26 protein-coding genes, 4 tRNA genes and 2 pseudogenes are annotated in these 26,713 nt (G+C 60.5%); 23 read left to right on the forward strand and 9 right to left on the reverse strand.

Annotated features, from left to right (window positions below; all coding sequences use genetic code 11):
• The first annotated feature begins 156 nt into the window (after positions 1-156).
• The 5 genes from rplU (at position 157) to Q1W70_RS14095 (ending at position 3,918) form a co-directional block, all read left to right on the forward strand.
• A complete protein-coding gene (gene rplU / locus Q1W70_RS14075; protein WP_003176051.1) occupies positions 157-471 on the forward strand; it encodes a 50S ribosomal protein L21 in 315 nt (104 codons plus the stop codon).
• A 35-nt stretch (positions 472-506) separates the two neighbouring features.
• The gene (gene rpmA / locus Q1W70_RS14080) at positions 507-782 is read left to right on the forward strand and encodes a 50S ribosomal protein L27 (protein WP_093419745.1); all 276 of its coding nucleotides are present in this window, start codon (positions 507-509) and stop codon (positions 780-782) included.
• Between the two features lie 193 nt (positions 783-975).
• Positions 976-2,199, forward strand: a complete 1,224-nt coding sequence (gene cgtA / locus Q1W70_RS14085; RefSeq protein WP_166591504.1) for an Obg family GTPase CgtA — start codon at positions 976-978, stop codon at positions 2,197-2,199.
• 123 nt (positions 2,200-2,322) lie between these two features.
• A complete protein-coding gene (proB, locus tag Q1W70_RS14090) occupies positions 2,323-3,441 on the forward strand; it encodes a glutamate 5-kinase (protein ID WP_166591503.1) in 1,119 nt (372 codons plus the stop codon).
• Between the two features lie 15 nt (positions 3,442-3,456).
• Complete coding sequence (locus Q1W70_RS14095; RefSeq protein WP_166591502.1) at positions 3,457-3,918, forward strand: CreA family protein; 462 nt, start codon at positions 3,457-3,459, stop codon at positions 3,916-3,918.
• A 116-nt stretch (positions 3,919-4,034) separates the two neighbouring features.
• On the opposite strand, the gene rpsT is transcribed toward Q1W70_RS14095, so the two are convergent.
• Positions 4,035-4,313: a 30S ribosomal protein S20 gene (gene rpsT / locus Q1W70_RS14100; RefSeq protein ID WP_003185593.1), complete on the reverse strand. Its 279-nt coding sequence runs from the start codon at positions 4,311-4,313 to the stop codon at positions 4,035-4,037.
• A 252-nt stretch (positions 4,314-4,565) separates the two neighbouring features.
• On the opposite strand from rpsT, the gene murJ reads away from it, so the two are divergent.
• The 6 genes from murJ to ispH all read left to right on the forward strand — a co-directional run bounded on the left by murJ (position 4,566) and on the right by ispH (position 12,059).
• Positions 4,566-6,104: a murein biosynthesis integral membrane protein MurJ gene (gene murJ / locus Q1W70_RS14105; protein ID WP_166591501.1), complete on the forward strand. Its 1,539-nt coding sequence runs from the start codon at positions 4,566-4,568 to the stop codon at positions 6,102-6,104.
• 129 nt (positions 6,105-6,233) lie between these two features.
• Positions 6,234-7,172 (forward strand): bifunctional riboflavin kinase/FAD synthetase, encoded by a 939-nt coding sequence (ribF, locus tag Q1W70_RS14110; RefSeq protein WP_166591500.1) that lies wholly within the window; start codon positions 6,234-6,236, stop codon positions 7,170-7,172.
• Positions 7,173-7,185: 13 nt separating this feature from the next.
• Positions 7,186-10,017, forward strand: coding sequence for an isoleucine--tRNA ligase (gene ileS / locus Q1W70_RS14115; protein ID WP_182342398.1), 2,832 nt, complete (start codon positions 7,186-7,188; stop codon positions 10,015-10,017).
• The gene (lspA, locus tag Q1W70_RS14120) at positions 10,010-10,522 is read left to right on the forward strand and encodes a signal peptidase II (RefSeq protein WP_095166502.1); all 513 of its coding nucleotides are present in this window, start codon (positions 10,010-10,012) and stop codon (positions 10,520-10,522) included. Before ileS ends, lspA begins: the two co-directional genes overlap by 8 nt.
• 7 nt (positions 10,523-10,529) lie before the next feature.
• Positions 10,530-10,967 carry an FKBP-type peptidyl-prolyl cis-trans isomerase gene (gene fkpB, locus Q1W70_RS14125; protein WP_178117410.1) on the forward strand — a complete coding sequence of 146 codons (438 nt, stop codon included), beginning with the start codon at positions 10,530-10,532 and terminating at the stop codon, positions 10,965-10,967.
• Between the two features lie 144 nt (positions 10,968-11,111).
• Positions 11,112-12,059, forward strand: coding sequence for a 4-hydroxy-3-methylbut-2-enyl diphosphate reductase (gene ispH, locus Q1W70_RS14130; RefSeq protein WP_166591497.1), 948 nt, complete (start codon positions 11,112-11,114; stop codon positions 12,057-12,059).
• Here ispH and Q1W70_RS14135 read toward each other — a convergent pair.
• A complete protein-coding gene (locus tag Q1W70_RS14135) occupies positions 12,036-12,575 on the reverse strand; it encodes a GspH/FimT family pseudopilin (protein ID WP_166591496.1) in 540 nt (179 codons plus the stop codon). The two genes, ispH and Q1W70_RS14135, sit on opposite strands and share 24 nt — an antisense overlap.
• A gap of 217 nt (positions 12,576-12,792) precedes the next feature.
• On the opposite strand from Q1W70_RS14135, the gene pilV reads away from it, so the two are divergent.
• The 5 genes and pseudogenes from pilV to thiO all read left to right on the forward strand — a co-directional run bounded on the left by pilV (position 12,793) and on the right by thiO (position 16,129).
• A complete protein-coding gene (pilV, locus tag Q1W70_RS14140; protein ID WP_265538333.1) occupies positions 12,793-13,236 on the forward strand; it encodes a type IV pilus modification protein PilV in 444 nt (147 codons plus the stop codon).
• The gene (locus Q1W70_RS14145) at positions 13,233-13,937 is read left to right on the forward strand and encodes a prepilin-type N-terminal cleavage/methylation domain-containing protein (protein ID WP_265536802.1); all 705 of its coding nucleotides are present in this window, start codon (positions 13,233-13,235) and stop codon (positions 13,935-13,937) included. Before pilV ends, Q1W70_RS14145 begins: the two co-directional genes overlap by 4 nt.
• A gap of 9 nt (positions 13,938-13,946) precedes the next feature.
• A pseudogene (locus Q1W70_RS14150) lies at positions 13,947-14,417 on the forward strand (pilus assembly PilX family protein); the annotation flags it as partial.
• A gap of 153 nt (positions 14,418-14,570) precedes the next feature.
• The gene (locus Q1W70_RS14155; protein WP_182342388.1) at positions 14,571-14,972 is read left to right on the forward strand and encodes a type IV pilin protein; all 402 of its coding nucleotides are present in this window, start codon (positions 14,571-14,573) and stop codon (positions 14,970-14,972) included.
• A gap of 56 nt (positions 14,973-15,028) precedes the next feature.
• Positions 15,029-16,129 (forward strand): glycine oxidase ThiO, encoded by a 1,101-nt coding sequence (thiO, locus tag Q1W70_RS14160; RefSeq protein ID WP_302097459.1) that lies wholly within the window; start codon positions 15,029-15,031, stop codon positions 16,127-16,129.
• Positions 16,130-16,138: 9 nt separating this feature from the next.
• Here thiO and Q1W70_RS14165 read toward each other — a convergent pair.
• The 3 genes and pseudogenes from Q1W70_RS14165 to Q1W70_RS14175 form a co-directional block, all read right to left on the reverse strand.
• Positions 16,139-17,080 (reverse strand): annotated as a pseudogene (locus Q1W70_RS14165) (sigma-54 interaction domain-containing protein); the annotation flags it as partial.
• 103 nt (positions 17,081-17,183) lie between these two features.
• On the reverse strand, positions 17,184-17,420 hold the full coding sequence (locus tag Q1W70_RS14170; RefSeq protein WP_182342385.1) for a PP0621 family protein: 237 nt from the start codon (positions 17,418-17,420) through the stop codon (positions 17,184-17,186).
• A 124-nt stretch (positions 17,421-17,544) separates the two neighbouring features.
• On the reverse strand, positions 17,545-18,561 hold the full coding sequence (locus tag Q1W70_RS14175; protein ID WP_095166515.1) for an outer membrane protein assembly factor BamD: 1,017 nt from the start codon (positions 18,559-18,561) through the stop codon (positions 17,545-17,547).
• A gap of 151 nt (positions 18,562-18,712) precedes the next feature.
• Here Q1W70_RS14175 and rluD point away from each other — a divergent pair, with 151 nt between their 5' ends.
• From rluD to Q1W70_RS14210, 7 genes are all read left to right on the forward strand, one after another.
• A complete protein-coding gene (rluD, locus tag Q1W70_RS14180; protein ID WP_095166517.1) occupies positions 18,713-19,675 on the forward strand; it encodes a 23S rRNA pseudouridine(1911/1915/1917) synthase RluD in 963 nt (320 codons plus the stop codon).
• Positions 19,672-20,397 carry a peptidoglycan editing factor PgeF gene (gene pgeF / locus Q1W70_RS14185; protein ID WP_166593096.1) on the forward strand — a complete coding sequence of 242 codons (726 nt, stop codon included), beginning with the start codon at positions 19,672-19,674 and terminating at the stop codon, positions 20,395-20,397. Before rluD ends, pgeF begins: the two co-directional genes overlap by 4 nt.
• A 130-nt stretch (positions 20,398-20,527) precedes the next feature.
• Positions 20,528-23,092 (forward strand): ATP-dependent chaperone ClpB, encoded by a 2,565-nt coding sequence (clpB, locus tag Q1W70_RS14190; protein ID WP_166593097.1) that lies wholly within the window; start codon positions 20,528-20,530, stop codon positions 23,090-23,092.
• 299 nt (positions 23,093-23,391) lie between these two features.
• Positions 23,392-23,467 (forward strand) — tRNA-Asn (locus tag Q1W70_RS14195).
• Between the two features lie 9 nt (positions 23,468-23,476).
• Positions 23,477-23,553 (forward strand) — tRNA-Pro (locus Q1W70_RS14200).
• Between the two features lie 5 nt (positions 23,554-23,558).
• Positions 23,559-23,634, forward strand: a tRNA-Lys gene (locus Q1W70_RS14205).
• A gap of 96 nt (positions 23,635-23,730) precedes the next feature.
• Positions 23,731-23,807 (forward strand) — tRNA-Pro (locus Q1W70_RS14210).
• Between the two features lie 109 nt (positions 23,808-23,916).
• Here Q1W70_RS14210 and Q1W70_RS14215 read toward each other — a convergent pair.
• From Q1W70_RS14215 to Q1W70_RS14230, 4 genes are all read right to left on the reverse strand, one after another.
• A complete protein-coding gene (locus tag Q1W70_RS14215; RefSeq protein WP_182342379.1) occupies positions 23,917-25,215 on the reverse strand; it encodes an NAD(P)/FAD-dependent oxidoreductase in 1,299 nt (432 codons plus the stop codon).
• A 60-nt stretch (positions 25,216-25,275) separates the two neighbouring features.
• The gene (locus tag Q1W70_RS14220) at positions 25,276-25,449 is read right to left on the reverse strand and encodes a DUF3094 domain-containing protein (protein ID WP_095166525.1); all 174 of its coding nucleotides are present in this window, start codon (positions 25,447-25,449) and stop codon (positions 25,276-25,278) included.
• A gap of 66 nt (positions 25,450-25,515) precedes the next feature.
• On the reverse strand, positions 25,516-26,043 hold the full coding sequence (locus Q1W70_RS14225) for an MOSC domain-containing protein (RefSeq protein WP_166593099.1): 528 nt from the start codon (positions 26,041-26,043) through the stop codon (positions 25,516-25,518).
• Entirely contained in the window at positions 26,040-26,666 is a 627-nt protein-coding gene (locus tag Q1W70_RS14230; RefSeq protein WP_095166529.1) for a DUF1780 domain-containing protein, read from the reverse strand. Before Q1W70_RS14230 ends, Q1W70_RS14225 begins: the two co-directional genes overlap by 4 nt.
• Between the last annotated feature and the right edge of the window lie 47 nt (positions 26,667-26,713).

A 26,713-nucleotide genomic window follows, 5' to 3' on the forward strand; every position in this document is an offset into this window, starting at 1 on the left:
ACGCGCTCGTGGCTTGCGTACAATCGCGCACCCTGAACTTCCTGGGCAGCACCTGCCTTACGCAATTGCAAACCGGCCTTCCAGCCTTATGCAGCCATGCCAGCCAATACCTCTTCTTATAAAGAGCTGGGTGAGCAGGATTATCGGAGAAATACCATGTCTTATGCAGTAATCGTTACTGGTGGCAAGCAGTACAAAGTTGCTCCAGGTGAATACCTGAAGATCGAAAAACTGGAAATCGCTACCGGCGAATCCGTTACTTTTGATCGCGTTCTGTTGGTTGCCAATGGCGACGACGTGAATATCGGCGCTCCAGTTGTTGCTGGCGCTACCGTTGTGGCTGAAGTGATCTCCCAAGGTCGTCACGATAAAGTCCGCATCATCAAGTTCCGTCGCCGTAAGCACCACATGAAGCGTATGGGCCACCGCCAGTGGTACACCGAGATCAAAATCACCGGTATTCAGGCTTAATTTCAGCCTAATTCCTCACTAGGAGAATTGAACTCATGGCACACAAAAAAGCTGGTGGTAGTACCCGTAACGGTCGCGACTCAGAAGCCAAACGCCTTGGCGTGAAGATGTATGGCGGCCAGGTTATCATTCCGGGCAACATCATCGTGCGTCAGCGCGGCACCCAATTCCACGCTGGCTACGGCGTTGGCATGGGCAAAGATCACACTCTGTTCGCTAAAATCGACGGCGTGATCAAGTTCGAAGTAAAAGGCGCTTTCAACCGCCGTTACGTGAGCATTGTCCCGAAGACTCCAGTCGTCGCGGCATAATTACGTAGTTGCTGGAAAAGCCCTGTCTTGCGACGGGGCTTTTTCGTTTGTGGGGTGAGTCTCTTGCAAAGCTGTTTGTAATGGGCGAAAGCAGTGGATTTGCGGTCGTTGCTTGAGGTCGCTGCGCTCATTTTTGCAAGAGTCTTATGTCTTGGTTTTTTCGGCTCGTCCGTATGGCGAGAGGCGTTTTGTTATGAAGTTTGTTGATGAAGTATCGATTCGAGTAAAAGCTGGCGATGGCGGCAATGGCTGCATGAGCTTCCGTCGGGAAAAATTCATCGAAAACGGTGGTCCGAACGGTGGTGATGGGGGTGATGGCGGCTCGGTCTACATGGTCGCCGATGAGAACCTCAACACCCTGGTGGACTACCGTTACACCCGGCACTTCGATGCCGAGCGTGGCGCCAACGGCGGCAGCACCGACTGCACCGGCAAGAAGGGCGAAGAGCTGGTATTGCGGGTTCCGGTCGGCACCACGGTGATCGATTCGGCTACCCAGGAAGTCATTGGCGACCTGACCAAGGCCGGTCAGCGGCTGTTGGTGGCGCATGGTGGCTGGCACGGTCTGGGTAACACCCGTTTCAAATCCAGTACCAACCGGGCGCCACGCCAGACTACGCCGGGCAAGCCGGGCGAGCAGCGTGACCTCAAGCTGGAAATGAAGGTGTTGGCGGACGTCGGTCTGCTGGGCTTGCCCAACGCCGGTAAGAGTACCTTTATCCGTTCGGTGTCGGCTGCCAAGCCGAAAGTTGCCGATTACCCGTTCACCACCCTGGTGCCAAACCTGGGTGTGGTCAGTGTCGATCGCTGGAAAAGCTTCGTCATTGCCGACATTCCGGGTCTGATCGAGGGTGCTTCGGATGGCGCTGGCCTGGGGATTCGTTTCCTCAAGCACTTGTCGCGTACCCGCCTGCTGTTGCACCTCGTCGACATGGCGCCACTGGATGAAACCAGTGCGGCCGATGCCGCCGAAGTGATCGTCAGCGAACTGACCAAGTTCAGCCCGTCCCTGGCTGAGCGTGATCGTTGGCTGGTGCTGAACAAGTGCGACCAGATCCTTGAGGAGGAGCACGAAGAGCGCGTCAAGGAGATCGTTGATCGCCTGGAATGGACTGGTCCGGTCTATGTCATCTCGGCCATCGCCAAAGAAGGCACCGAGCGCCTGACTCGCGACATCATGCGTTACCTGGAGGATCGTGCTGATCGCCTGGCCAATGATCCGGCGTACCGCGAAGAGCTGGCCGATCTTGATCAGCGCATCGAGGATGAAGCGCGTGCCCAGCTGCAGGCCCTGGATGACCAGCGTGCCCTGCGCCGCAGCGGCGTGAAGTCGGTCCATGACATCGGTGACGATGACTGGGACGAAGAAGATGTGGATGATGAAGATGGTCCGGAAATCATTTACGTGCGTGACTGATTCGTTGCGATAAACTTAAGCGCCGCTCCCTGGAGCGGCGTTTTAGTATCTGGAAATCGGTAGTCACGAATAACGTTATGGGCAGCGCTGGGTCGTGCTGTCCTCAAGCTAAGGTTGAAGATCATGCGGAGCAAGGTGACAGGTGCGCAGCGTTGGGTCGTGAAGATCGGCAGCGCTTTGCTGACGGCTGACGGCAAGGGTCTGGATCGCGCGGCAATGGGCGTCTGGGTTGAGCAGATGGTGGCGCTGCACGAGGCGGGTGTCGAGTTGGTGCTGGTGTCCTCGGGCGCGGTGGCGGCGGGCATGAGTCGCCTGGGCTGGACTGCACGACCCAGTGCAATGCATGAGTTGCAGGCAGCGGCGGCCATTGGTCAGATGGGCCTGGTGCAGGCTTGGGAGTCGAGCTTTGCCGAGCATGGCCGGCACACTGCGCAGATCCTGCTGACTCACGATGACTTGTCCGATCGCAAGCGTTACCTCAATGCCCGCAGCACTCTGCGCGCGCTGGTCGAGCTCAAGGTCATCCCGGTGATCAACGAGAACGATACGGTGGTCACCGACGAAATTCGCTTCGGCGACAACGATACGCTGGCGGCGCTGGTGGCCAACCTGGTCGAGGCTGACCTGTTGGTGATTCTCACGGACCGTGACGGCATGTTCGATGCTGATCCGCGGAACAATCCCGATGCCCAGTTGATTTACGAAGCGCGTGCCGATGACCCTGCGCTGGACGCGGTGGCTGGCGGTACGGGCGGCGCGCTGGGGCGTGGTGGCATGCAGACCAAGTTGCGGGCTGCGCGGCTGGCCGCGCGTTCCGGGGCGCACACGATCATCGTGGGTGGGCGCCTGGAGCGGGTGCTGGATCGCCTGAAGGCGGGCGAGCGTATCGGCACCTTGCTGTCGCCTGAGCGTGGCCTGCTGGCGGCGCGCAAGCAGTGGCTGGCTGGGCACTTGCAGACGCGCGGCACGCTGGTGCTGGATGCGGGCGCGGTCTCGGCCTTGTCCCAGGGCAACAAGAGTTTGCTGCCGGTTGGCGTCAAGCTGGTCCAGGGCAGTTTCCGTCGTGGTGAAATGGTGGTGTGCGTGGCGCCGGACGGTCGCGAGATTGCCCGTGGCCTGGCCAACTACAGTGCCTTGGAGGCGCAAAAAATCATCGGTCAATCGTCCGAGGCGATTGTCGGTTTGCTGGGTTACATGGCGGAGCCGGAACTGGTTCACCGCGATAACCTGATTCTGGTTTAAGTGAAGGAAACACGCATGCGCATGGCAAAGGGCTTGTTGGGGTTGTTGCTGGCGATGCCGCTTTTGGCTTCGGCCGAAGAGATTGGTCAGGTATCGACCGTGTTCAAGTTTGTCGGGCCCAATGATCGCATTGTGGTCGAGGCCTTTGATGATCCCAAGGTTGAGGGAGTGACCTGCTACCTGTCGCGCGCCAAGACCGGTGGCGTGAAAGGTGGCCTGGGGTTGGCCGAGGATCGCGCCGAGGCGTCCATCGCCTGTCGTCAGGTCGGGCCGATCAGCTTCAGGGGCGAGCTCAAGGATGGCGATGAGGTGTTCAAGGAGCGTACGTCCCTGGTGTTCAAGACTATGCAGGTGGTGCGATTCCTCGATAAGAAGCGCAATACCCTGGTGTACCTGGTCTACAGCGACCGTCTGATCGAAGGCAGTCCGCAGAATGCGGTGACGGCGATTCCGATCTTGCCGTGGGCTCAGCATTGATTTGATTCGAGTCCTGTGGGGGCGGCACCCGTCCCTGCAGGTTTTGGTGTGGGCTTGATCAAATCGCAGGCAATAAAAAACCGACCCTGAGGTCGGTTTTTTAATGAGCGTGTCGCTTAGGCAGCAGCGGCAACGTTCAGAGCCTTTACGTGGCCATTCAGGCGGCTCTTATGGCGAGCAGCTTTGTTCTTGTGGATGATGCCTTTATCGGCCATACGGTCGATAACTGGCACGGCCAGAACGTAAGCAGCTTGCGCTTTTTCAGCGTCTTTTGCGTCGATGGCTTTAACTACATTCTTGATGTAGGTACGAACCATGGAACGCAGGCTGGCGTTGTGGCTGCGACGCTTCTCAGCCTGTTTTGCACGTTTTTTGGCGGAAGGTGTGTTGGCCACCGTCGAGCTCCTCGAAAGACTTTTTGGGAAATAGCAAACAAAATAGGCCGCGAATCATGCCGATGAGTTGAAGTCTTGTCAAGGGCGGTTGAGACGTTCCGCTAAGTGGTAGGTATAAAGCACCGGGATATTTCATTCCGGCGTACGACCTGTAAACTCGCGAGCTTTGGCTCTGTGCTGTTGCGGCGCGGAGTATCGCATAAGTGGGCGCATTGTTCGCCTGCTGTTTATCGACAGGCAAAAAACTCTTCCATGAACCTGCTTAAATCCTTGGCCGCCGTCAGCTCTATCACGATGATCTCCCGGGTTCTGGGGTTCGTGCGTGACACCCTCGTCGCCCGTATATTTGGCGCCGGCATGGCCACGGACGCCTTCTTCATCGCTTTCAAGCTGCCCAACCTGTTGCGGCGGATCTTTGCCGAAGGTGCGTTTTCCCAGGCATTCGTACCGATCCTGGCGGAATACAAAAGTCAGCAGGGCGAGGAGGCGACCCGCACCTTCGTGGCTTATGTTTCGGGTTTGCTGACGCTGGTGCTGGCGCTGGTGACGATCCTGGGGATGATTTTTGCGCCCTGGGTGATCTGGGCCACGGCCCCGGGCTTTACCGATACGCCGGAAAAGTTCGAGCTGACCGCAAGCCTGCTGCGGGTCACGTTCCCTTATATATTGCTGATCTCGCTGTCGTCGCTGGCCGGGGCGATTCTCAATACCTACAACCGGTTCTCGGTGCCGGCGTTCGTGCCGACACTGCTCAACGTCAGCATGATCATCTTCGCGCTGTTCCTCACCCCCTACTTCGATCCGCCGGTGATGGCGCTGGGCTGGGCGGTTTTGGCCGGTGGCCTGGCGCAGTTGCTCTATCAACTGCCGCACCTGAAGAAAATCGGCATGCTGGTGCTGCCACGCCTGAACCTGCGTGATAACGGGGTCTGGCGCGTGATGAAGCAAATGCTGCCGGCTATCCTCGGGGTCTCGGTCAGTCAGATTTCGCTGATTATCAACACCATTTTTGCCTCCTTCCTGGTGGCCGGCTCCGTGTCCTGGATGTACTACGCCGATCGACTGATGGAGTTGCCATCAGGGGTGCTGGGTGTGGCCCTGGGCACCATTCTCCTGCCGACACTGGCCAAGACCTATGCCAGCCAGGACCGCCACGAATACTCGCGCATCCTCGACTGGGGCCTGCGCCTGTGCTTCGTGCTGGTGCTGCCCTGTGCGCTGGCCCTGGGGATCCTCGCGGAGCCGTTGACGGTGTCACTGTTCCAGTACGGTCAGTTCAGTGCCTTTGATGCGTCGATGACCCAGCGAGCGCTGGTGGCGTATTCGGTCGGGTTGCTGGGGATTATCGTGATCAAGGTGCTGGCTCCAGGCTTTTATGCGCAACAGAACATTCGCACCCCGGTAAAAATCGCAATTTTCACCCTGGTCGTCACCCAGCTGTTCAACCTGGCCTTGATCGGCCCGCTGAAGCACGCGGGCCTGGCGCTGGCCATCAGCGGTGGCGCTTGCCTGAACGCCGGTCTGTTGTTCTATCAACTGCGCAAGCAGAAGATGTATCAACCGCAGCCGGGCTGGGGCACGTTTGCCCTCAAGCTGTTGCTGGCGGTGGCGGTGATGTCCGCGGTGCTGCTGGGGATCATGCATTTCATGCCGGCCTGGAGTGACGGTCATATGCTGGAGCGTTTCCTGCGCCTGGGCATGCTGGTCGGTGCTGGGGTGGTCACGTATTTCGGCATGCTGGCACTGCTGGGCTTCCGTCTGCGGGACTTCAATCGCAAGGCGTTGAGCTGACGGGAATGCTGGAATAATCGCGAGCCAGGCGTCGGTTTTGTCGGTTCGATCACTTTGGGTTACGGTGTTGCCTGTCGTCGGCCGCCGGGTGTGGTTATAATCGACCACTTTATGAGCAAGAAGCGCGTTATGCAGCTGGTTCGAGGCCTCCACAATCTGCGCCCCCAGCATCGGGGCTGCGTCGCCACTATTGGCAACTTTGACGGTGTTCACCGTGGTCACCAGGCTATCCTGGGTCGGCTGCGTGAACGTGCGCTTGAGTTGGGCGTACCCAGCTGCGTGGTGATTTTCGAGCCGCAGCCCCGTGAGTTTTTTGCACCCGACACCGCGCCAGCGCGTCTTGCGCGCCTGCGTGACAAGCTGCAACTGCTGGCCGAGGCGGGCGTTGACCGGGTGTTGTGCCTGGCGTTCAACCAGCGCCTGAGCAAGCTCAGTGCCGCCGAATTCGTCGACACCATCCTGGTCGATGGCCTGGGCGTCCAGCATCTGGAGGTCGGTGACGATTTCCGCTTCGGCTGTGACCGGGTAGGGGATTTCGATTTCCTGCAGCAGGCGGGTATTGTCCAGGGGTTTACCGTGGAAGCGGCGCAGACGGTCGAGCTGGACGGTCTGCGGGTCAGCAGCACCCAGGTGCGAAACGCCCTGGCCGCCGCTGATTTCGAGTTGGCTGAGCGTTTGCTCGGGCGGCCGTTCCGGATTGCCGGGCGCGTCCTGCATGGGCAAAAGCTGGCGCGCCAGTTGGGCACGCCAACGGCCAACGTACAACTCAAGCGCCGTCGCGTGCCGCTGACCGGGGTGTACCTGGTGAGTGTCGACCTCGACGGCAAGACCTGGCCAGGCGTCGCCAATATCGGTGTCCGGCCAACGGTCGCAGGTGACGGCAAAGCCCACCTTGAAGTCCATGTTCTCGATTTTGCCGGCGATCTGTATGACCGGCGTTTGACGGTGGTTTTCCACCACAAGCTGCGTGATGAGCAGCGTTTCGCCTCTCTGGAGGCGCTTAAGACGGCGATCAATGCGGATGTCGCCGCCGCCCGTGCCTATGCCGCACCTAGCGCCAATCGCTAATGAAGAGCCTTAAATGACCGACTATAAAGCCACGCTAAACCTTCCGGACACCGCCTTCCCAATGAAGGCCGGCCTGCCTCAGCGCGAACCGCAGATTCTGCAGCGCTGGGACAGCATTGGCCTGTACCAGAAGTTGCGTGAGATTGGTAAGGATCGTCCGAAGTTCGTGCTGCACGACGGTCCTCCGTACGCCAACGGCACCATTCATATCGGTCACGCGCTCAACAAGATTCTCAAGGACATGATCATTCGTTCGAAGACCCTGTCGGGCTTCGACGCGCCTTATGTTCCGGGCTGGGACTGCCACGGCCTGCCGATCGAGCACAAAGTCGAAGTGACCCACGGCAAGAACCTGGGCGCGGACAAGACCCGCGAACTGTGCCGTGCCTACGCCACCGAGCAGATCGAAGGGCAGAAGTCCGAGTTCATTCGCCTGGGCGTACTGGGCGACTTCGCCAACCCGTACAAGACCATGGATTTCAAGAACGAGGCCGGCGAAATCCGCGCCCTGGCTGAAATCGTCAAGGGTGGTTTCGTGTTCAAGGGCCTCAAGCCCGTGAACTGGTGCTTCGATTGCGGTTCGGCCCTGGCCGAAGCGGAAGTCGAGTACGAGAACAAGAAGTCCTCGACCATCGACGTTGCCTTCCCGATCGCCGATGAAGCCAGACTGGCAGGCGCTTTCGGCCTGGCTTCGCTGAGCAAACCGGCTTCGATCGTGATCTGGACCACCACCCCGTGGACCATCCCGGCCAACCAGGCACTCAACGTTCACCCGGAATTCAACTACGCCCTGGTCGACGTCGGCGACCAACTGCTGGTGCTGGCCGAAGAGCTGGTGGAGTCGTGCCTGGCCCGCTACAGCCTGGAAGGCTCGGTCATTGCGACCACCACCGGTAAAGAGCTGGAGCTGATCAACTTCCGTCACCCGTTCTACGATCGCCTGTCGCCGGTTTACCTGGCGGACTACGTCGAACTGGGCGCTGGCACCGGTGTGGTTCACTCCGCCCCGGCCTACGGCGTGGACGACTTCGTGACCTGCAAGAAGTACGGCATGGTCAACGATGACATCCTCAACCCCGTGCAAAGCAACGGCGTGTATGCGACTTCGCTGGAGTTCTTCGGCGGCCAGTTCATCTGGAAGGCCAATCCGGCCATCGTCGACAAGCTGACTGAAGTGGGTGCGCTGCTGCACACCACCATCATCGAACACAGCTACATGCACTGCTGGCGTCACAAGACCCCGTTGATCTACCGCGCCACCGCGCAGTGGTTCATCGGCATGGACAAAGAGCCGGCAACTGGCGACACCCTGCGCCAGCGTGCAATCAAAGCCATCGAAGAGACCAAGTTCGTTCCGGCCTGGGGCCAGGCGCGCCTGCACTCGATGATCGCCAACCGTCCTGACTGGTGCATCTCCCGCCAGCGCAACTGGGGTGTGCCGATCCCGTTCTTCCTGAACAAGGAAAGCGGCGAACTGCACCCGCGTACCGTTGAGCTGATGGAGCTCGTGGCCCAGCGCGTCGAAGTCGAAGGCATCGAAGCCTGGTTCAAGATGGACGCTGCCGAGTTGCTGGGCGATGAAGCGCCACAGTACGACAAGATCAGCGACACCCTCGACGTCTGGTTCGACTCGGGTACCACGCACTGGCACGTCCTGCGCGGTTCGCACCCGATGGGCCACGAAAGCGGCCCGCGTGCCGACCTGTACCTGGAAGGTTCGGACCAGCACCGTGGCTGGTTCCATTCGTCCCTGTTGACCGGTTGCGCCATCGACAACCACGCGCCGTATCGCGAGCTGTTGACCCACGGCTTCACTGTCGATGAGTCCGGCCGCAAGATGTCCAAGTCCCTGGGCAACGTGATTGCGCCGCAAAAGGTCAACGACACCCTGGGCGCCGACATCATGCGTCTGTGGGTGGCTTCCACCGATTATTCGGGTGAAATGGCGGTTTCCGAGCAGATCCTGCAACGCAGTGCGGACGCCTACCGGCGGATCCGTAACACCGCGCGCTTCCTGCTTTCCAACCTGAGCGGTTTCAACCCGGCCACCGACATCCTGCCGGCCGACGAAATGCTTGCCCTGGACCGTTGGGCCGTGGACCGCACCCTGCTGCTGCAACGCGAGTTGCAAGAGCACTACGGTGAATACCGCTTCTGGAACGTCTACTCCAAGATCCACAACTTCTGCGTGCAGGAGCTGGGCGGTTTCTACCTGGACATCATCAAGGATCGCCAGTACACCACCGGCGCCAACAGCAAGGCCCGCCGTTCGGCGCAAACCGCGCTGTACCACATCAGCGAAGCGCTGGTGCGCTGGATCGCGCCGATCCTGGCCTTCACCGCCGACGAGCTGTGGCAGTACCTGCCGGGCGAGCGTAACGAATCGGTGATGCTCAACACCTGGTACGAAGGCCTCAGCGAACTGCCGGAAGGCTTCGAACTGGACCGCGCCTATTGGGAGCGGATCATGGCGGTCAAGGTGGCGGTCAACAAGGAAATGGAAATCCAGCGCGCAGCCAAGGCGGTGGGTGGCAACCTGCAAGCCGAAGTGACGCTGTTCGCCGAAGAGGCGCTGAGCGCCGACCTGGCCAAGCTGAGCAACGAACTGCGCTTCGTCCTGATCACCTCGACCGCGAGCATTGCCCCATTCGTGCAGGCACCGGCCGACGCAGTCGCGACCGAAGTCAGCGGCCTGAAACTCAAGGTGGTCAAGTCGGGCTTCGCCAAGTGCGCCCGTTGCTGGCACTGCCGCGAGGACGTCGGAGTGAATCCGGAGCATCCGGAAATCTGCGGTCGTTGCGTCGACAACATCAGCGGCGCAGGCGAGGTTCGTCACTATGCCTGATGCTGCTAGCCGTTTCGGACGGTTGAGCTGGCTGTGGTTGAGCCTGCTGGTCCTGGTCATCGACCAGGCCAGCAAGTTCTACTTCGAAGGTTCGCTGACGATGTACCAGCAGATCGTGGTCATCCCCGATTACTTCAGCTGGACCCTGGCCTACAACACTGGCGCCGCTTTCAGCTTTCTGGCTGACGGCGGTGGCTGGCAGCGCTGGCTGTTCGCCTTGATCGCTATCGTGGTCAGTGGCGTGCTGGTGGTCTGGCTCAAGCGCCTGGGCCGCAACGACACCTGGCTGGCCGTCGCCCTGGCGCTGGTGCTGGGTGGGGCGTTGGGCAACCTGTACGATCGCATCGCCCTGGGCCATGTGATCGACTTCATTCTGGTGCATTGGCAGAACCGCTGGTATTTCCCAGCGTTCAATTTTGCCGATAGCGCCATCAGTGTCGGCGCCGTGATGCTTGCGCTGGATATGTTCAAAAGCAAGAAAACCGGAGAAACCGTTCATGACTGAACAGGTATTGGCTGAGCAACGCATCGGTCAGAACACGGAAGTCACTTTGCATTTCGCATTGCGCCTGGAGAACGGCGACACCGTCGACAGCACTTTCGACAAAGCCCCTGCGACCTTCAAGGTCGGCGATGGCAACCTGCTGCCAGGTTTCGAAGCCGCCTTGTTCGGCTTCAAGGCGGGTGACAAGCGCACGCTGAGCATCGAGCCAGAGCGTGCGTTTGGCCAGCCCAACCCGCAGAACGTACAGATCATCCCGCGCTCGCAGTTCCAGGACATGGAGTTGTCCCCGGGTTTGCTGGTGATCTTCAACGATGCGGCGAACACTGAGCTGCCGGGTGTGGTCAAGGAGTTCGATGACGCGCAAGTGACCATCGACTTCAACCACCCGCTGGCGGGCAAGACCTTGACCTTTGACGTGGAAATTTTTTCCGTCAAAGCGCTTTGATATTGTGGGAGCGAGCCTGCTCGCGATGAGTGCCTGACATCCACGTAGATGTTGTCTGGCACGCCGCCATCGCGAGCAGGCTCGCTCCCATGGTACGTTTTTTATGTTTTCGCTATTTCTTGCGCGCAAGACACGAGGCACAGCATGCAAATCAAACTCGCCAATCCCCGTGGCTTCTGCGCCGGTGTGGACCGGGCGATCGAAATCGTCAACCGCGCCCTGGAAGTCTTCGGGCCGCCGATCTATGTGCGCCACGAAGTGGTCCATAACAAGTTCGTGGTTGAAGACCTGCGTGCACGCGGGGCGATTTTCGTCGAGGAGCTGGATCAGGTGCCGGATGACGTCATCGTGATTTTCAGTGCCCACGGGGTTTCCCAGGCCGTTCGCAGCGAAGCCGCCGGCCGCGGCCTGAAGGTATTCGACGCGACCTGCCCGCTGGTGACCAAGGTGCATATCGAAGTGGCACGCTATAGCCGCGACGGGCGTGAGTGCATCCTGATTGGGCATGCCGGACACCCGGAAGTCGAAGGCACCATGGGCCAGTACGATGGCAGCAACGGTGGCGCGATCTACCTCGTCGAAGACGAAAAAGATGTTGCCGCCTTGCAGGTGCATAACCCGGACAAGCTCGCCTTCGTCACCCAGACCACCTTGTCGATGGATGACACCAGTCGGGTGATCGACGCCTTGCGCACGCGCTTCCCGGCCATTGGCGGTCCACGCAAGGACGACATCTGCTACGCCACGCAAAACCGTCAGGATGCGGTCAAGCAACTGGCCGACGAATGCGACGTGGTGTTGGTGGTGGGCAGCCCCAACAGCTCCAACTCCAACCGCCTGCGTGAACTGGCCGAGCGCATGGCTACTCCGGCCTACCTGATCGACGGCGCCGAAGACCTGCAGCGCAGTTGGTTCGATGGCGTCGAGCGGATCGGCATCACCGCCGGAGCTTCGGCACCGGAAGTGCTGGTACGGGGCGTGATCCAGCAACTGCACGCCTGGGGTGCCACCGGTGCCGATGAACTGGCTGGTCGCGAGGAGAACATCACCTTCTCCATGCCCAAAGAACTACGGGTTCGCTCCCTGCTTTGATCCTGCGCACAAGGCCTGCTCGGCCTTGTCGTGGCGCAGGCTGACGCGGCCGCTTCTGGACAGCACCACCTGATGGTGACTGATCGACTGGCGGCTCGCGCAGATGTGCAACGTCCCTGCCTGAAAAGCGCCTGTGGGCAACAACGGCTCGCCCAGGCTGCTGAATCTTACATATCGCCTGACCGACTGATTGCCGACGATCAGCAGCGGTGCGCCCGTCTGGTGCTGGCGCAGCAGCGGGTTACTGCTGTCTTCCTGACCGCGGCCACTGAGGTCCAGGATGACTCGCCAGCCCTGGCTCCAGTCATCGTTCAAACCATGCACCACCACCGCCTGATTGCGCAGCAGGGCCTCGCTGCGTGCATTGCGCAGGCCGCTGGCAAGGCTCAGGGCCGCGCTTTCCCGGCGCACTGACTGCGCGTATCCGCTGAGCGCCGGCACGGTGAGGTGCAGCGCAATGGCGGCAATGGCCAGGCCCACCAGCAACTCGATCAGGCCCAGGCCTTTTTGATCCATGACGGCTCCTTCCCTGGCGTTGCGACGTATCCCTAGGTGTAGCTGTTGGCGGCACAGGGCGGCGGCCAATCATTGTGCAAAAGGTTTCGCGGCGTAGGGGCGCACTGGTGCAGTCGCGAATGTATTGCGCCTTGTTCCGGCGGCGAGCAGCCAGGCGACACCAGCGCTAACCTTTCGGCTGATCAGGATCGATCACAGGGAGGTAAAAACCGTGCGGATGACGGTTGCGGGTGCACAGGGCGGTATGACCCTGATTGAAGTGCTGGTGGCCTTGCTGATTCTGACCGCGGGGCTGCTAGGGGCGGCGGCGGTTCAGCTCAATGCCTTGAAATACACCGACAGCTCGCTGATGAGCAGCCAGGCCAGTTTTATTGCCTACGACATGCTGGACCGGATTCGCGCGAACGTGGCGGCTGATTACAGTCTTTCTGCGCCGACCTCGGGCCTTCAAGTCTCAGCGCGCAATCAGGACCTGGCTGATTTCAACGACCATATCCGCCAGTTCGGTGGCCCCAGTGCCCGCGGCAGTATCAGCCACGCCCAGGGGCTGTACAGCATCACCATTACCTGGGATGACGCGCGGGCCGCCGGTACTGCAGATGCCCAGCGCAGCCTGGTCTTGAGCAGCCGTGTCGCGGTCGAACCGCAGGGGACGCCATGAACGGCAGGTGCCGGGGGTTCAGCCTGATCGAGCTGCTACTGGCGTTAGCCATCAGCCTGGCGTTGGTGCTGGGCGTGACGCAGATCTTCATGGCGGCGAACAGCACCTACCGCGCGCAGAGTGCGTCAGCTGGCATGCAGGAAGATGCGCGTTTTGTCTTGAGCAAGCTGCTTCAGGAGATTCGCATGGTCGGTGTGTTCGGCTGCCTGCAAGACATCACCGATGCCAGTGCCAGCGGGGACTTCAGGGCCGCTCGGAACGCACCGATCAAATGGGACAACGCCTTGAAGAAACTCAGCCTGGTCACCACGGACGTCGGCGGCAACGGTGGCGTGCCGACCTGGACGGTGGTGTCGGACTGTCGCGCCCGGGCCACGGCCTACAGCCAGCGTCACAGCCCGGCAGCGGGTGAGCTCGCCATACCGATTCGCCGCCTGGATTACCGCCTGCGTGATGACCAGATCCTGCTGACGGCAGGTGGCAGAACGGCGGCCCTGGTCAGCAACGTCAAGGCCTTTGCCGTGAGTTTCGGCCTGGCCGACAGTGCCAGCGGTACTGCGGTTTCCAGTTACAGCTCCAACCCCGGCGACCCGGCGCGGATCCGCAGTGTGCGTTTGAGCCTGACCCTGGCAGACCCCAACCGGCGCGTGCGCGATCAAACCTTCAATGTTGTGGCCAGCTTGCGTAACCGTTTGCCTTAGGAGGCGCTGATGAGGTCTTTCAAGGCAAGTGCCCAGTCGGGCATGGCGCTGTTGCTGAGCCTGGTATTCCTGTCGCTGCTGTCGTTGATCGGGGTTGCTGCGATGCAGAACGCCACACTCCAGGAAAAACTCGCGGCAAGCCTGGCCGCACGCAATCAGTCATTCCAGGGGGCAGAGGCCGTCTTGCGCATTGGCGAGAGTGCCGTGCAGCGCAGCCACTACACATTGCCGGAGTGCGCCGCAGGCATTCGCTGTGGGCCGCCGGCCGAATCCTCGGTGGTCACCAACGCGGGGTTCAACGCCACATCCGGGGTGACCTGGATCGCCGCCGCCAATGGTGTTTATGGGGTGCAGAACCTGGGCGGTGTTTCCGGGGCGGTGCAGGTCCCGGCGGGTACCAGGGTAACGTTGTATCGGGTCAGCGCAGTTGGACTGGATGGCCTTTCACGCACGGTGCTGGAGAGTATTTATGCCAAGTTCGAGAGCGAAGCCGCTGCGATCGGCGGTAAGATGCTCGGCACCTGCTTGGCTGGGGAGGCTCTCGGCGACGGCAGGTCCTGCGCGGATGAAAATAGCGATGGCGGCAGCCGTCGAATCATGTGGCGACAAATACAGTAAGTGAGACTTGAGGCAATGCGTAGATTCAACCAAGGCTTTACCCTGATCGAAATCATGATTGTGATCGCGATCATCGGCATTGTGGTGACCATATCCGCTCCGCTGCTCACCGAGTACGTGAAAAAGACCCACCGTAGCGAGATCGCCGGGCTGCTGTCCGAACAGGCGCAACTGCTTGAGCGGTTCCATTCCCAAAACAAGGTCTACAGCAATGCCACGGGCCTGAGTGCCGGTAATGAGTACTACAGCATCGTTCCGACCCTGGCGGATCAGAGCTTCCTGCTGACAGCCGTGCGTAAATCCGACGCCAGCATGGCCGGCGACAAATGTGGTGATCTCACGCTGAGCAACACCGGTGTGATGGGCATGAACAATGCGGCAGCCGAGATGACCAGCAAAGATTGCTGGGGGCGTTGAGTCGCTTTTTCGGGGTGCGTCGTGCACCCCCTGTCTTTTTACTGTTGGATCAGATGATGGCCAAGCAAGAGCAAGTGTTGATTGTCGGCGGTGGGGTGATCGGCCTGCTGACGGCGTTTAATCTGGCGCCCCATGTCGAGCGGGTGATCCTGCTGGATCGTTCCAGCCTTGGCCAGGAGTCTTCCTGGGCGGGCGGCGGTATCGTTTCGCCGCTCTACCCATGGCGCTACAGTCCGGCAGTCACGGCCTTGGCTCACTGGTCCCAGGACTTTTATCCACAGTTGGCCGAGCGCCTGTTCGCCGCCACTGGCGTCGACCCTGAAGTCCACACCACGGGCTTGTACTGGCTGGACCTGGAGGACGAAGCCGAGGCGCTGGCCTGGGCTCAGCGGGAAAACCGCCCGCTCAGTGCTGTGGATATCTCGGCCGCCCATGACCACGTGCCGGTGTTGGGGCCGGGTTTTTCTCGTGCGATCTACATGGCTGATGTGGCCAACGTGCGTAATCCGCGCCTGGTCAAATCCCTCAAGGCGGCATTGCTGGCGCTGCCCAACGTGACGATTCACGAGCAGTGCGAGGTCAGTGGCTTCATTCGGCAGGGTGAGCGGGTGCTGGGGGTCGAGAGTGCCAGTGGCCCGATCCTGGGTGATCAGGTGGTGCTGACCGCAGGTGCCTGGAGTGGCGATCTGCTCAATACCCTGGGCCTGACGTTGCCGGTGGAGCCAGTGAAAGGCCAGATGATTCTCTACAAGTGTGAAGCGGACTTTCTCTCGAGCATGGTTCTGGCCAAGGGCCGTTACGCCATCCCGCGTCGCGACGGCCACATCCTGATCGGCAGCACCCTGGAGCACGAAGGGTTCGACAAGACACCGACCGAGAATGCGCTGGAAAGTCTCAAGGCCTCGGCAGTGGAGTTGATTCCGGCGCTCGCGGACGCCGAAGTGGTCGGGCATTGGGCGGGCCTGCGTCCCGGTTCGCCGGAAGGCATTCCCTACATTGGCGCGGTGCCGGGGGTAGGCGGGTTGTGGCTCAACTGTGGGCATTACCGCAATGGCCTGGTACTCGCACCTGCTTCCTGCCAGTTGTTTGCCGATGTATTGCTGGGACGCGAGCCGGTGATCGATCCGGCCCCCTATGCGCCGGCTGGCCGGATCTGAGGCGGCGCCTCACTCCAGGCCGAGCTTTTTCAACCGGTAACGCAGTGAGCGAAACGACAGGCTCAAGCGCTGGGCGGCTGCCGTGCGATTCCAGCGGGTTTGCTCCAGGGCCTTGAGAATTACCCGGCGCTCGATTTCCTCCAGGTAATGCTGGAGGTTGTCGACCTGCTTCAGATCGGAAAGAGGGGAGTCCTCATTACTGTTGGCTTGGGTCAACCGCAGGTCGCTGGTGCCTATCTGCTGGTTCTCGCACAGCGTATGGGCGCGCTCAAGCATGTTTTCCAGTTCGCGGACGTTACCCGGGAAACGATAGACCTTGAGGGCCTCCAGGGCTTGTGGCAGCAGGCGTGCGACGGGGGCGCCAGTGTCGGCGGCAAGGCGTTTGAGCATCTGGGTGGCCAGCAGCTCTATGTCATCGCGGCACTCGCGTAATGGCGGCACGCGCAGCTCGATCACGTTCAGTCGATAGTACAGATCCTGACGAAAACGTCCGGCGCTCACTTCCGCGTCCAGGTTCTTGTGCGTGGCACAGAGTATTCGCGTATCAATCCGGCTTTCGTGCAACTGACCGATGCCGCGCACGGCCTTTTCCTGAATGGCCCTGAGCAGTTTGACCTGCATGCTCAGGGGGAGGTCGGCGACTTCATCCAGGAACAGGGTCCCTGCATTCGCTGCCTGGAACAACCCGGGCTTGTCTTCGATGGCGCCGCTGAAACTGCCTTTGCGGTGACCGAAAAATTCGCTTTCCATCAGATCCGTCGGGATGGCCCCGCAATTGACGGGCACGAAAGGCTGGCGGGCGCGTGGGCCTTGATCGTGAATCAGTCGAGCAACCAGCTCTTTGCCACTGCCGGATTCGCCGCTGATGTACACCGCAGCCTGGCTGTGGGCCAGTTTGTCGATCTGCTGGCGCAGGCTACGGATGGGCAGCGAATCACCCAGCAGGCGCCGGAGTCGGCAGGGGGGAGCCGAATTGTGCTGGAAAGTCTTCAACGTCGTGTCCGTCCGTGGGCTAACGTTTGCTGCCGCTACTCGAGTAGCGGCAGGTAAAGCTTTAACGATCCTGCGAGCCTGGGCCTTGCTCAAGGTGGCCCTGGCTGCAATACCACTGTTGCTGCAGGCTCAGGGCGCGGTCGCGGGGCAGGTGGACACCGCAGTGGGCGCAACGGACCATGGGTGGGGCATTTTGCTCGCTGGGGGTAGGGCGGGAGGCGTCGGCGGGACGCTTGAATTTGCGCCAGAACCATACCGCAGCAGCAATCAGGGCAATCCAGAACAGTAAACGAAGCATGGTCAGTGGCTTTTTGGGAGGATGATTGGGCAGTTTAGCCAAGGTCTCATCCAGCGCACAGCGCTATAAAACCCGGAAATAAAAAAGGAGACTCGAAAGTCTCCTTTTGTGTACCTGGCGGGTATCAGTCGAACACGCCGAAGGTCATGTAGCTGAACCAGGAGCGGTCGTCGTTGCTGCCTTCCGCTTCGTGCTGCTCTTCTTCAACAGCATCGCCGTCTTGTGGCTTGAGCTCGGCCGGGATGGAGTCCTTGGCATCCTGGTACTGCTTCATGATGTCCTGGTTGGCGCGGGTTTCACCCGGCGGCAGCGGCGGACGGGACTCGATCAGGCCCAGGGTGGCTTTGCTGGCCCACGAACGGTTGTCGGCTTCGGCAACCCGTGGCACGAACTGACCGTCCACCAGGCTTGAGTGATTCGGGTAGTTCAGTTTCAGGGTTTCCAGGCTGGTGTTGGCCAACTCGTCCAGGTGCAGGCGCTGGTAGGCTTCGACCATCACGGCCAGGCCATCACCGACCGACGGTGTTTCCTGGAAGTTTTCCACCACGTAACGACCACGGTTGGCCGCTGCGACATAGGCCTGACGGGTCAGGTAGTAGTCGGCAACGTGGATTTCGTAGGAGGCCAGCAGGTTGCGCAGGTAGATCATGCGCTGCTTGGCGTCCGGCGCGTAGCGGCTGTTGGGGTAGCGGCTGGTGAGCTGGGCGAATTCGTTGTAGGAGTCGCGGGCTGCACCTGGGTCACGCTTGGTCATGTCCAGCGGCAGGAAGCGCGCCAGCAGTCCAACGTCCTGGTCAAACGAGGTCAGGCCCTTGAGGTAATAGGCGTAGTCGACGTTCGGGTGCTGAGGATGCAGGCGGATGAAGCGCTCGGCAGCCGACTTGGCAGCCTCGGGCTCGGCGTTCTTGTAGTTCGCATAAATCAGTTCGAGTTGAGCCTGGTCCGCATAGCGACCGAACGGATAACGCGACTCCAGGGCCTTCAGCTTGGCTGTGGCCGCGGTGTAGCTGTTGTTGTCCAGATCGGTCTGAGCCTGCTGGTACAGCTCGACTTCGCTGAGGTTTTCGTCTACGACTTCCTTCGACGAGCAAGCAGCGGTCAATGCGAGGATGGCGATCAGCAGCAGGTGTTTCACTTGCATGGCGGCTTGCGTCCCTATGACGGCCGCTGTCTTGGGCGGGGCCGTCCTGTTATGATGAGTGCCCCGTTGAAAAGCCTCGGGGCAAAAGACGCCGTATTTAACCACAAGCGCGCAGCCGAAACCAAAGGCTGTGCCGACGCCTAGTCTGAGCATGTCCGATAAAATTGAACTTCGCGCAGAGGTGCCGTCCGAATTGGGCGGCCAACGCCTCGATCAAGTCGCCGCACAATTATTCGCTGAGCACTCGCGCTCGCGCCTTTCCGCCTGGATCAAAGACGGCCGCCTGACTGTGGATGGGGCGGTTATCCGCCCGCGAGACATTGTCCATGGTGGCGCCATCCTTGAGTTGACCGCCGAGCAGGAAGCTCAGGGCGAATGGATCGCTCAAGACATCGCCCTGGACATCGTCTATGAAGATGACGACATCCTGGTGATCAACAAACCTGCCGGGCTGGTGGTGCATCCTGCCGCCGGTCACGCCGACGGTACATTGCTCAACGCCTTGCTGCACCACGTGCCGGACATCATCAATGTTCCGCGCGCCGGTATCGTGCACCGTCTGGACAAGGACACCACCGGTTTGATGGTGGTGGCCAAGACCATTCAAGCGCAGACGCAACTGGTTACACAGTTGCAGAGCCGCAGTGTCAGCCGGATCTACGAGTGCATCGTTATTGGTGTGGTCACCGCCGGCGGCAAGATCAACGCGCCGATCGGTCGTCACGGCCAGCAGCGCCAGCGCATGGCGGTGATGGAGGGCGGCAAGCAGGCGGTCAGCCACTACCGCGTGCTCGAGCGTTTCCGCTCCCACACCCACGTGCGGGTCAAGCTGGAAACCGGTCGAACCCACCAGATTCGCGTGCACATGGCCCACATCAACTTCCCGTTGGTCGGAGACCCTGCCTACGGCGGTCGCTTCCGTATCCCGCCGGCAGCCAGTGTGACCATGGTCGAGTCGCTGAAACACTTCCCGCGTCAGGCGCTGCATGCGCGTTTCCTGGAACTGGATCACCCGACCACCGGCAAGCGCATGAGCTGGGAGTCGCCTCTTCCGGAAGATTTCGTCTGGTTGCTGACGCTGCTCAAGCAGGACCGTGAGGCGTTCATCGGATGAGTGACTGGCTGATTCCCGACTGGCCCGCGCCGGCCGGAGTCAAAGCCTGCGTCACCACCCGTGCGGGCGGCGTCAGCCTGGCGCCGTTCGACAGCCTCAACCTGGGCGATCATGTCGATGATAGCCCTATGGCGGTGGCCGAGAATCGCCGGCGCCTGACGGATCACTTTGCGATACAGCCAGCCTGGTTACAGCAGGTGCACGGCGTTGCCGTGGCTCACGCTGACCCGGCCCAGGTCGCGACCGCGGACGCCAGTTGGACAGCCACGCCCGGTATTGCCTGCACGGTGATGACGGCCGATTGCCTGCCTGTGTTGTTCTGCGACCGTGCCGGGAGCCGGGTTGCGGCGGCTCACGCCGGTTGGCGCGGGTTGGCCGCGGGCGTGCTGGAGGCGACGCTCGACAGCCTGGCCGTGGATCCGGCGCAAGTGCTGGTCTGGCTCGGCCCGGCCATTGGCCCCAAAGCCTTTGAAGTCGGCCCGGAAGTTCGCGACGTATTCATCGCGCAACTTGCAGAAACACATCAGGCGTTTGTGCCCAGCCACAATGCCGGCAAGTACCTGGCCGACATCTACCTGCTCGCGCGCTTGCGCCTCAAAGCCCGCGGCGTCAGCGCCGTGTACGGTGGCGGCTGGTGTACCGTGACCGATCCACGCTTCTTTTCCTACCGCCGTGCGCCACGCACCGGCCGGTTTGCCTCCCTGATCTGGCTCGAGCGCTAGACTTTCCTGATCTGCATCAACTGCACGACGCTTGAATCTTCCAGAATCGACCGCATCTAGTGGGGTATCTGGCAGGTTTCTCTATTTAGGTGTGTCCATCGCTCCGGCCTGCTCAAAAGGAAGGTGACCAATGCGTATAGACCGTTTAACCAGCAAATTGCAGTTAGCCTTATCCGATGCCCAATCCCTGGCCGTTGGCCTCGATCATCCGGGCATCGAGCCTGCGCACCTGATGCAAGCACTGCTTGAACAGCAAGGTGGCTCAATCAAGCCGCTGCTGATGCAAGTGGGCTTCGACGTCAACAGCCTGCGCAGCGCGTTGAGCAAAGAGCTCGACCAATTGCCAAAAATCCAGAATCCGACGGGCGACGTGAACATGTCGCAGGACCTCGCACGCCTGCTCAACCAGGCCGATCGCCTGGCCCAGCAGAAAGGTGACCAGTTCATCTCCAGCGAGCTTGTGCTGCTCGCCGCCATGGACGAGAACAGCAAGCTCGGCAAGTTGCTGCTCGGCCAGGGCGTGAGCAAGAAAGCCCTGGAGAACGCGATCACCAACCTGCGTGGCGGTGAAGCGGTGAACGACCCGAATGCCGAGGAGTCGCGCCAGGCGCTGGATAAGTACACGGTCGACCTGACCAAGCGCGCCGAAGAAGGCAAGCTCGACCCGGTGATCGGCCGTGACGACGAAATTCGCCGGACCATCCAGGTCCTGCAGCGCCGGACCAAAAACAACCCGGTGCTGATCGGTGAGCCAGGTGTGGGTAAAACCGCGATCGCCGAAGGCCTGGCCCAGCGCATCATCAATGGTGAAGTGCCGGACGGCCTGCGTGGCAAGCGCCTGCTGTCCCTGGATATGGGCGCGCTGATTGCCGGTGCCAAGTACCGTGGCGAGTTTGAAGAGCGCCTCAAAGGCCTGCTCAACGAACTGTCGAAGCAGGAAGGGCAGATCATTCTGTTCATCGACGAACTGCACACCATGGTCGGTGCCGGTAAAGGCGAAGGCTCGATGGATGCCGGTAACATGCTCAAGCCGGCCCTGGCTCGGGGTGAGTTGCACTGCGTCGGCGCGACCACGCTCAACGAGTACCGCCAATATATAGAGAAGGACGCGGCCCTCGAACGACGCTTCCAGAAAGTGCTGGTGGATGAGCCGAGCGAGGAAGACACCATCGCTATCCTGCGTGGCCTGAAAGAGCGCTACGAGGTTCACCACAAGGTGGCGATCACGGACGGTGCGATCATTGCGGCGGCCAAGTTGAGCCATCGCTACATCACTGACCGGCAGTTGCCGGACAAGGCCATCGACCTGATTGACGAAGCGGCCAGCCGCATTCGCATGGAAATCGACTCCAAGCCCGAAGTGCTGGATCGCCTGGAGCGGCGCCTGATTCAACTCAAGGTCGAATCCCAGGCCCTGAAGAAAGAAGATGATGAAGCGGCGATCAAGCGCCTGGAAAAACTCCAGGAAGAGATTGTCCGGCTAGAGCGCGAGTATTCCGACCTGGAAGAAATCTGGACCTCGGAGAAAGCGGAAGTGCAGGGTTCTGCGCAGATCCAGCAGAAAATCGAGCAGTCGCGCCAGGAGCTGGAAACTGCCCGCCGCAAAGGTGACCTGAATCGCATGGCCGAGTTGCAGTACGGGGTGATCCCGGACCTGGAGCGCAGCCTGCAAATGGTCGACCAGCATGGCAAGAGCGAAAACCAGTTGCTGCGCAGCAAGGTAACTGAAGAAGAGATTGCCGAAGTCGTATCGAAATGGACCGGCATCCCGGTGTCGAAAATGCTCGAGGGTGAGCGCGACAAGCTGATGAAGATGGAAAGCCTGTTGCACCAACGTGTGATCGGCCAGAACGAGGCCGTGGTGGCGGTGGCCAACGCCGTGCGGCGTTCCCGCGCCGGGTTGTCCGACCCCAACCGCCCAAGCGGTTCGTTCATGTTCCTCGGCCCGACTGGCGTGGGCAAGACCGAGCTGTGCAAGGCCCTGGCCGAGTTCTTGTTTGATACGGAAGAGTCGATGGTGCGCATCGATATGTCCGAGTTCATGGAGAAACATTCCGTGGCGCGGCTGATCGGGGCACCACCAGGCTATGTGGGCTACGAGGAGGGCGGTTACCTGACCGAAGCGGTACGTCGCAAGCCGTACTCGGTGATCCTCCTGGACGAGGTCGAGAAGGCCCACCCGGATGTGTTCAACGTATTGCTACAAGTGCTGGAAGACGGTCGCCTGACCGACAGTCACGGACGCACCGTGGATTTCCGTAATACGGTGATCGTCATGACGTCCAACCTGGGGTCGGTACAGATCCAGGAACTGGTGGGTGATCGTGAGGCGCAACGTGCCGCGGTGATGGATGCGGTGTCGACACACTTCCGTCCGGAGTTCATCAACCGGATCGACGAAGTGGTGATCTTCGAGCCCCTGGCCCGTGATCAGATTGCCGGCATCACTGAAATCCAGTTGGGCCGTCTGCGCAGCCGTCTGGCTGAGCGTGAGCTGACGCTGGAACTGAGCAGCGAAGCGTTGGATAAGTTGATCGCGGTGGGTTACGACCCGGTCTATGGCGCACGGCCGCTCAAACGAGCGATCCAGCGCTGGATCGAAAACCCGTTGGCCCAGCTGATTCTGTCGGGCAGCTTCCTGCCAGGCACCAGCGTAACGGCCACCGTGGTGAACGACGAAATCGTCTTCAACTAAGGCGTGATTGCTGCAAAAGAGCAAAGGCCTCGCATTGCGGGGCCTTTTTTTTCACAGGGTGTTGAACTGTAAGGAAAAGGCTTGTAAAGTGCGCCCCGCAGTAAGTCGCTCCAAGGGTTTCCACTCCCCAAGTAGAAATCTGAAATAAGTTGCAAATCATTGTCTTGAAAGCAATTTAGGGGGTTGACAGAGGTGTTTAAGGTTGTAGAATAGCGCGCCTCAGACACACGAACGCAGCGATGCGAACGGGTCGAAGAGAACGCAGTAAAGCTTCAAATGTTGTGATTGAAATGTGTAGTTCCGTGATAGCTCAGTCGGTAGAGCAAATGACTGTTAATCATTGGGTCCCAGGTTCGAGTCCTGGTCACGGAGCCAATTTCAAACCGGGGTATAGCGCAGTCCGGTAGCGCGCCTGCTTTGGGAGCAGGATGTCAGGAGTTCGAATCCCCTTACCCCGACCATTTTTGGGTCGTTAGCTCAGTTGGTAGAGCAGTTGGCTTTTAACCAATTGGTCGTAGGTTCGAATCCCACACGACCCACCATTTTTGAAACCAGTTAACGCTGGAATCGAATCTTAAGATCAGAGGCCAAAAGCGCTGATCGAAGAAGGCGACTTGTAAAGGTCGCCTTTTTTTTACCGGGGTATAGCGCAGTCCGGTAGCGCGCCTGCTTTGGGAGCAGGATGTCAGGAGTTCGAATCCCCTTACCCCGACCATATTAAAAATCCTCGTATCGAAAGATACGGGGATTTTTTTTGTCTGTTGAAAATTCAAGCACTGCAAAACCAATGTGGGAGCGAGCCGCTCGCTCCCACAGGTGTTACATCAGTGAAGTTTCAGGCGTGGCTCGGTGCCGCGTCCAATCTTGCTGCCCAGCATCAGCATCGCCGTGCGAAACGGCCCGTACAACGCCACCTGGTGCATGCGGTACAGCGACACGTAGAACATCCGCGCCAGCCAGCCCTCCAGCATCACGCTGCCAGTCAGGTTACCCATCAAGTTACCCACAGCCGAAAACCGCGACAGCGAGATCAGCGAGCCGTAATCGGTGTACTTGTAGGACGGCAGTGGTTTGCCTTCGATCCGCAGTTTCAACGATTTGGCCAGTAGCGAGGCCTGCTGGTGCGCCGCCTGGGCGCGCGGCGGCACATTGCGATCACTTCCGGGCTGTGGGCAGGCGGCGCAATCGCCGAAGGCGAAGATGTTTTCGTCGCGGGTGGTCTGCAGGGTCGGCAATACCTGCAGCTGGTTGATGCGGTTGGTTTCCAGGCCGTCGATATCCTTGAGGAAACCCGGTGCGCGGATCCCGGCCGCCCAGACTTTCAAGCTGGCCTTGATCACATTGCCATCGGCGGTGATCAGGCTGTCGGCCGTCACTTCGCTGACCGCCGCGTTGGTCATGACATTGACCCCCAGTTTCTCCAGGGTTTTATGCACAGGCCCGCCGATCCGTTCCGGTAGGGCCGGCAGTACCCGGGGGCCAGCCTCGATCAGGGTGATGTGCATGTTTTCCGGCTTGATCCGGTCCAGGCCGTAGGCGGCCAGTTCATGGGCCGCGTTGTGCAGTTCGGCGGCCAGTTCGACACCGGTGGCGCCAGCGCCGACGATGGCCACGCTGATTTGCTCGACCTTATCGGTCTGTCCGGCATGGGCGCGCAGGTAATGGTTGAGCAGTTGCTGGTGGAAACGCTCAGCCTGTTTGCGGGTGTCGAGGAACAGGCAGTGCTGGGCCGCGCCCAGGGTGCCGAAGTCGTTGGTGGTGCTGCCCACCGAGATGACCAGCGAGTCGTAGGCCACTTCACGAGCCGGTACCAGCTCCAGGCCGGCTTCGTCGTAGGTGGCGGCCAGCTGGATTTTCTTCTGCGCGCGATCGAGCCCGCTCATGCGCCCCAGTTGGAACTCGAAGTGGTTCCATTTGGCCTGGGCGACATAGTTGAGTTCGTCTTCGGAAGAGTTCAGCGAACCGGCGGCCACTTCATGCAGCAGCGGTTTCCAGATGTGGGTCAGGTTGGCGTCGACCAGCATCACACTGGCCGTGCCACGCTTGCCCAGAGTCTTACCCAGACGGGTAGCCAACTCCAGACCGCCGGCGCCGCCGCCAACGATGACAATACGATGAGTCATGGGGATATCTCGCAAGGCTAAAAGAAATCGGTGCAGTTACCCGAGCGAGCGCCACGCAGCTCATAGCGTCAGGTAACTGATAAAACGGCTCAGCAGGCCCAGGCCAATGGTCACCGCCAGGACAATCACCAGGAGCATCCACGGCCGAAAAGGCCGGCGCTCGACTTGGTGCTGGGACAGGTGCAGGTACTCTTCGACATGCTGTTGGTCGTCCGGGTTCAGGCGGCTGGTCATATCAAGGCCTCGTCAGGTAGACGTTGCTAAAGGTGTAGAAGCTACAGCGCGCGGCCAAGTCAGCCGTCAGCCCGTATTGAACGGAGCATAGCCGCTCGCTGGCACGGGCTCGACACACAGCCTGTCATCCAGGCGAATGATGCCACTTTGTAGCACCCGCGCGGTAATCCCGCCATGGCCGCGCACAGCCTGGAAAGTCCCTGGGCCGAGGTTCTGTTCGAGCCGGGCGCAGGGCTGGCACCAGCCCGTGGTTTCGAAGATGGCCTGGCCGATCCGAAAGCGCCGGCCCTTGAGGCTGAACAGATTGATCCCGCTGACCACGATGTTGCGGCGCAAGTCCTGGGGTTGTATCGGCTGGTCGGCAGGGCGTTCCATCAGGGAGCTGATCACGGCGAGGTGTTCCCACTGGATCAACGTAACCTGTCGCGCATTGCGCACCCCGGGCCGCGCATGATCACCCGTCAGGCCGGCCTCCAGGCGTGCTTCCACGGCGTCGAGCGCGAGCATCGGCCCGCGCGATTGTGGGCGCACGCCCAGCCAGCGCACCCGGCCTTGTTGCGGCACGGCGGCGATCAGCTCCTGCAACGGGCTCACAGGCTGATCCCGACGTCGAAGACAATGCTGCGCCCCAGGTTGCTGCGCAGGAAGTCCGGTGCATCGGGGTGGGCGAACAGCACGCGGGCGAAGGTCGGGCCGACCAGCGAGAGCGAGCGCCAGCCTTGTCGCAGGTATTCGGTGGGGGGCGGGAAGTGGCTGTTGAGGTCCAGCACTTCACGCTTGAGGCTGGCGAAAGCGATGATGTCCAGTTCACCCAGGTCCATGCCGCGCTCTTTGTAGTTGTGTGCTTTCTTGCGCAGGGTCGGCGCCAGCCTGAGCAAGAACTCGTTGGCCGGAATCCGCTTGGGCTTGGCCTCGCGGCGCACCAACTGGCTCAGGGAGAACGCGCTGCGCCGACGCTGCAGTTCATCGCGCCACTCGTCATTGAGCCGCCGACCTTCGTCGAGAACGAAAAACACTTCGAAATTGGCCTCGCGAAACAGCACGTCGGGCGGCTCGCCGGCGGGGCTGAACTCGTCGGCGCGGTAAGGAATGTTCAAGCCCTGCAACAGGCGTTGACACACCCAACGCTCACGCTCCCATTTGCGGGCATTGGAGAGGAACGCGTTGGCCTGCTCGGCCGCAATGGTCAGCAGGCGTAAGTAATCTGAATCATCCATAGGCCAAGCTTAGCGTTCAAATGCGATCACAAAGAACACAGTTTGTC

Source organism: Pseudomonas kielensis, assembly GCF_030505375.1.
Classification (GTDB): Bacteria; Pseudomonadota; Gammaproteobacteria; order Pseudomonadales; family Pseudomonadaceae; genus Aquipseudomonas; species Aquipseudomonas kielensis.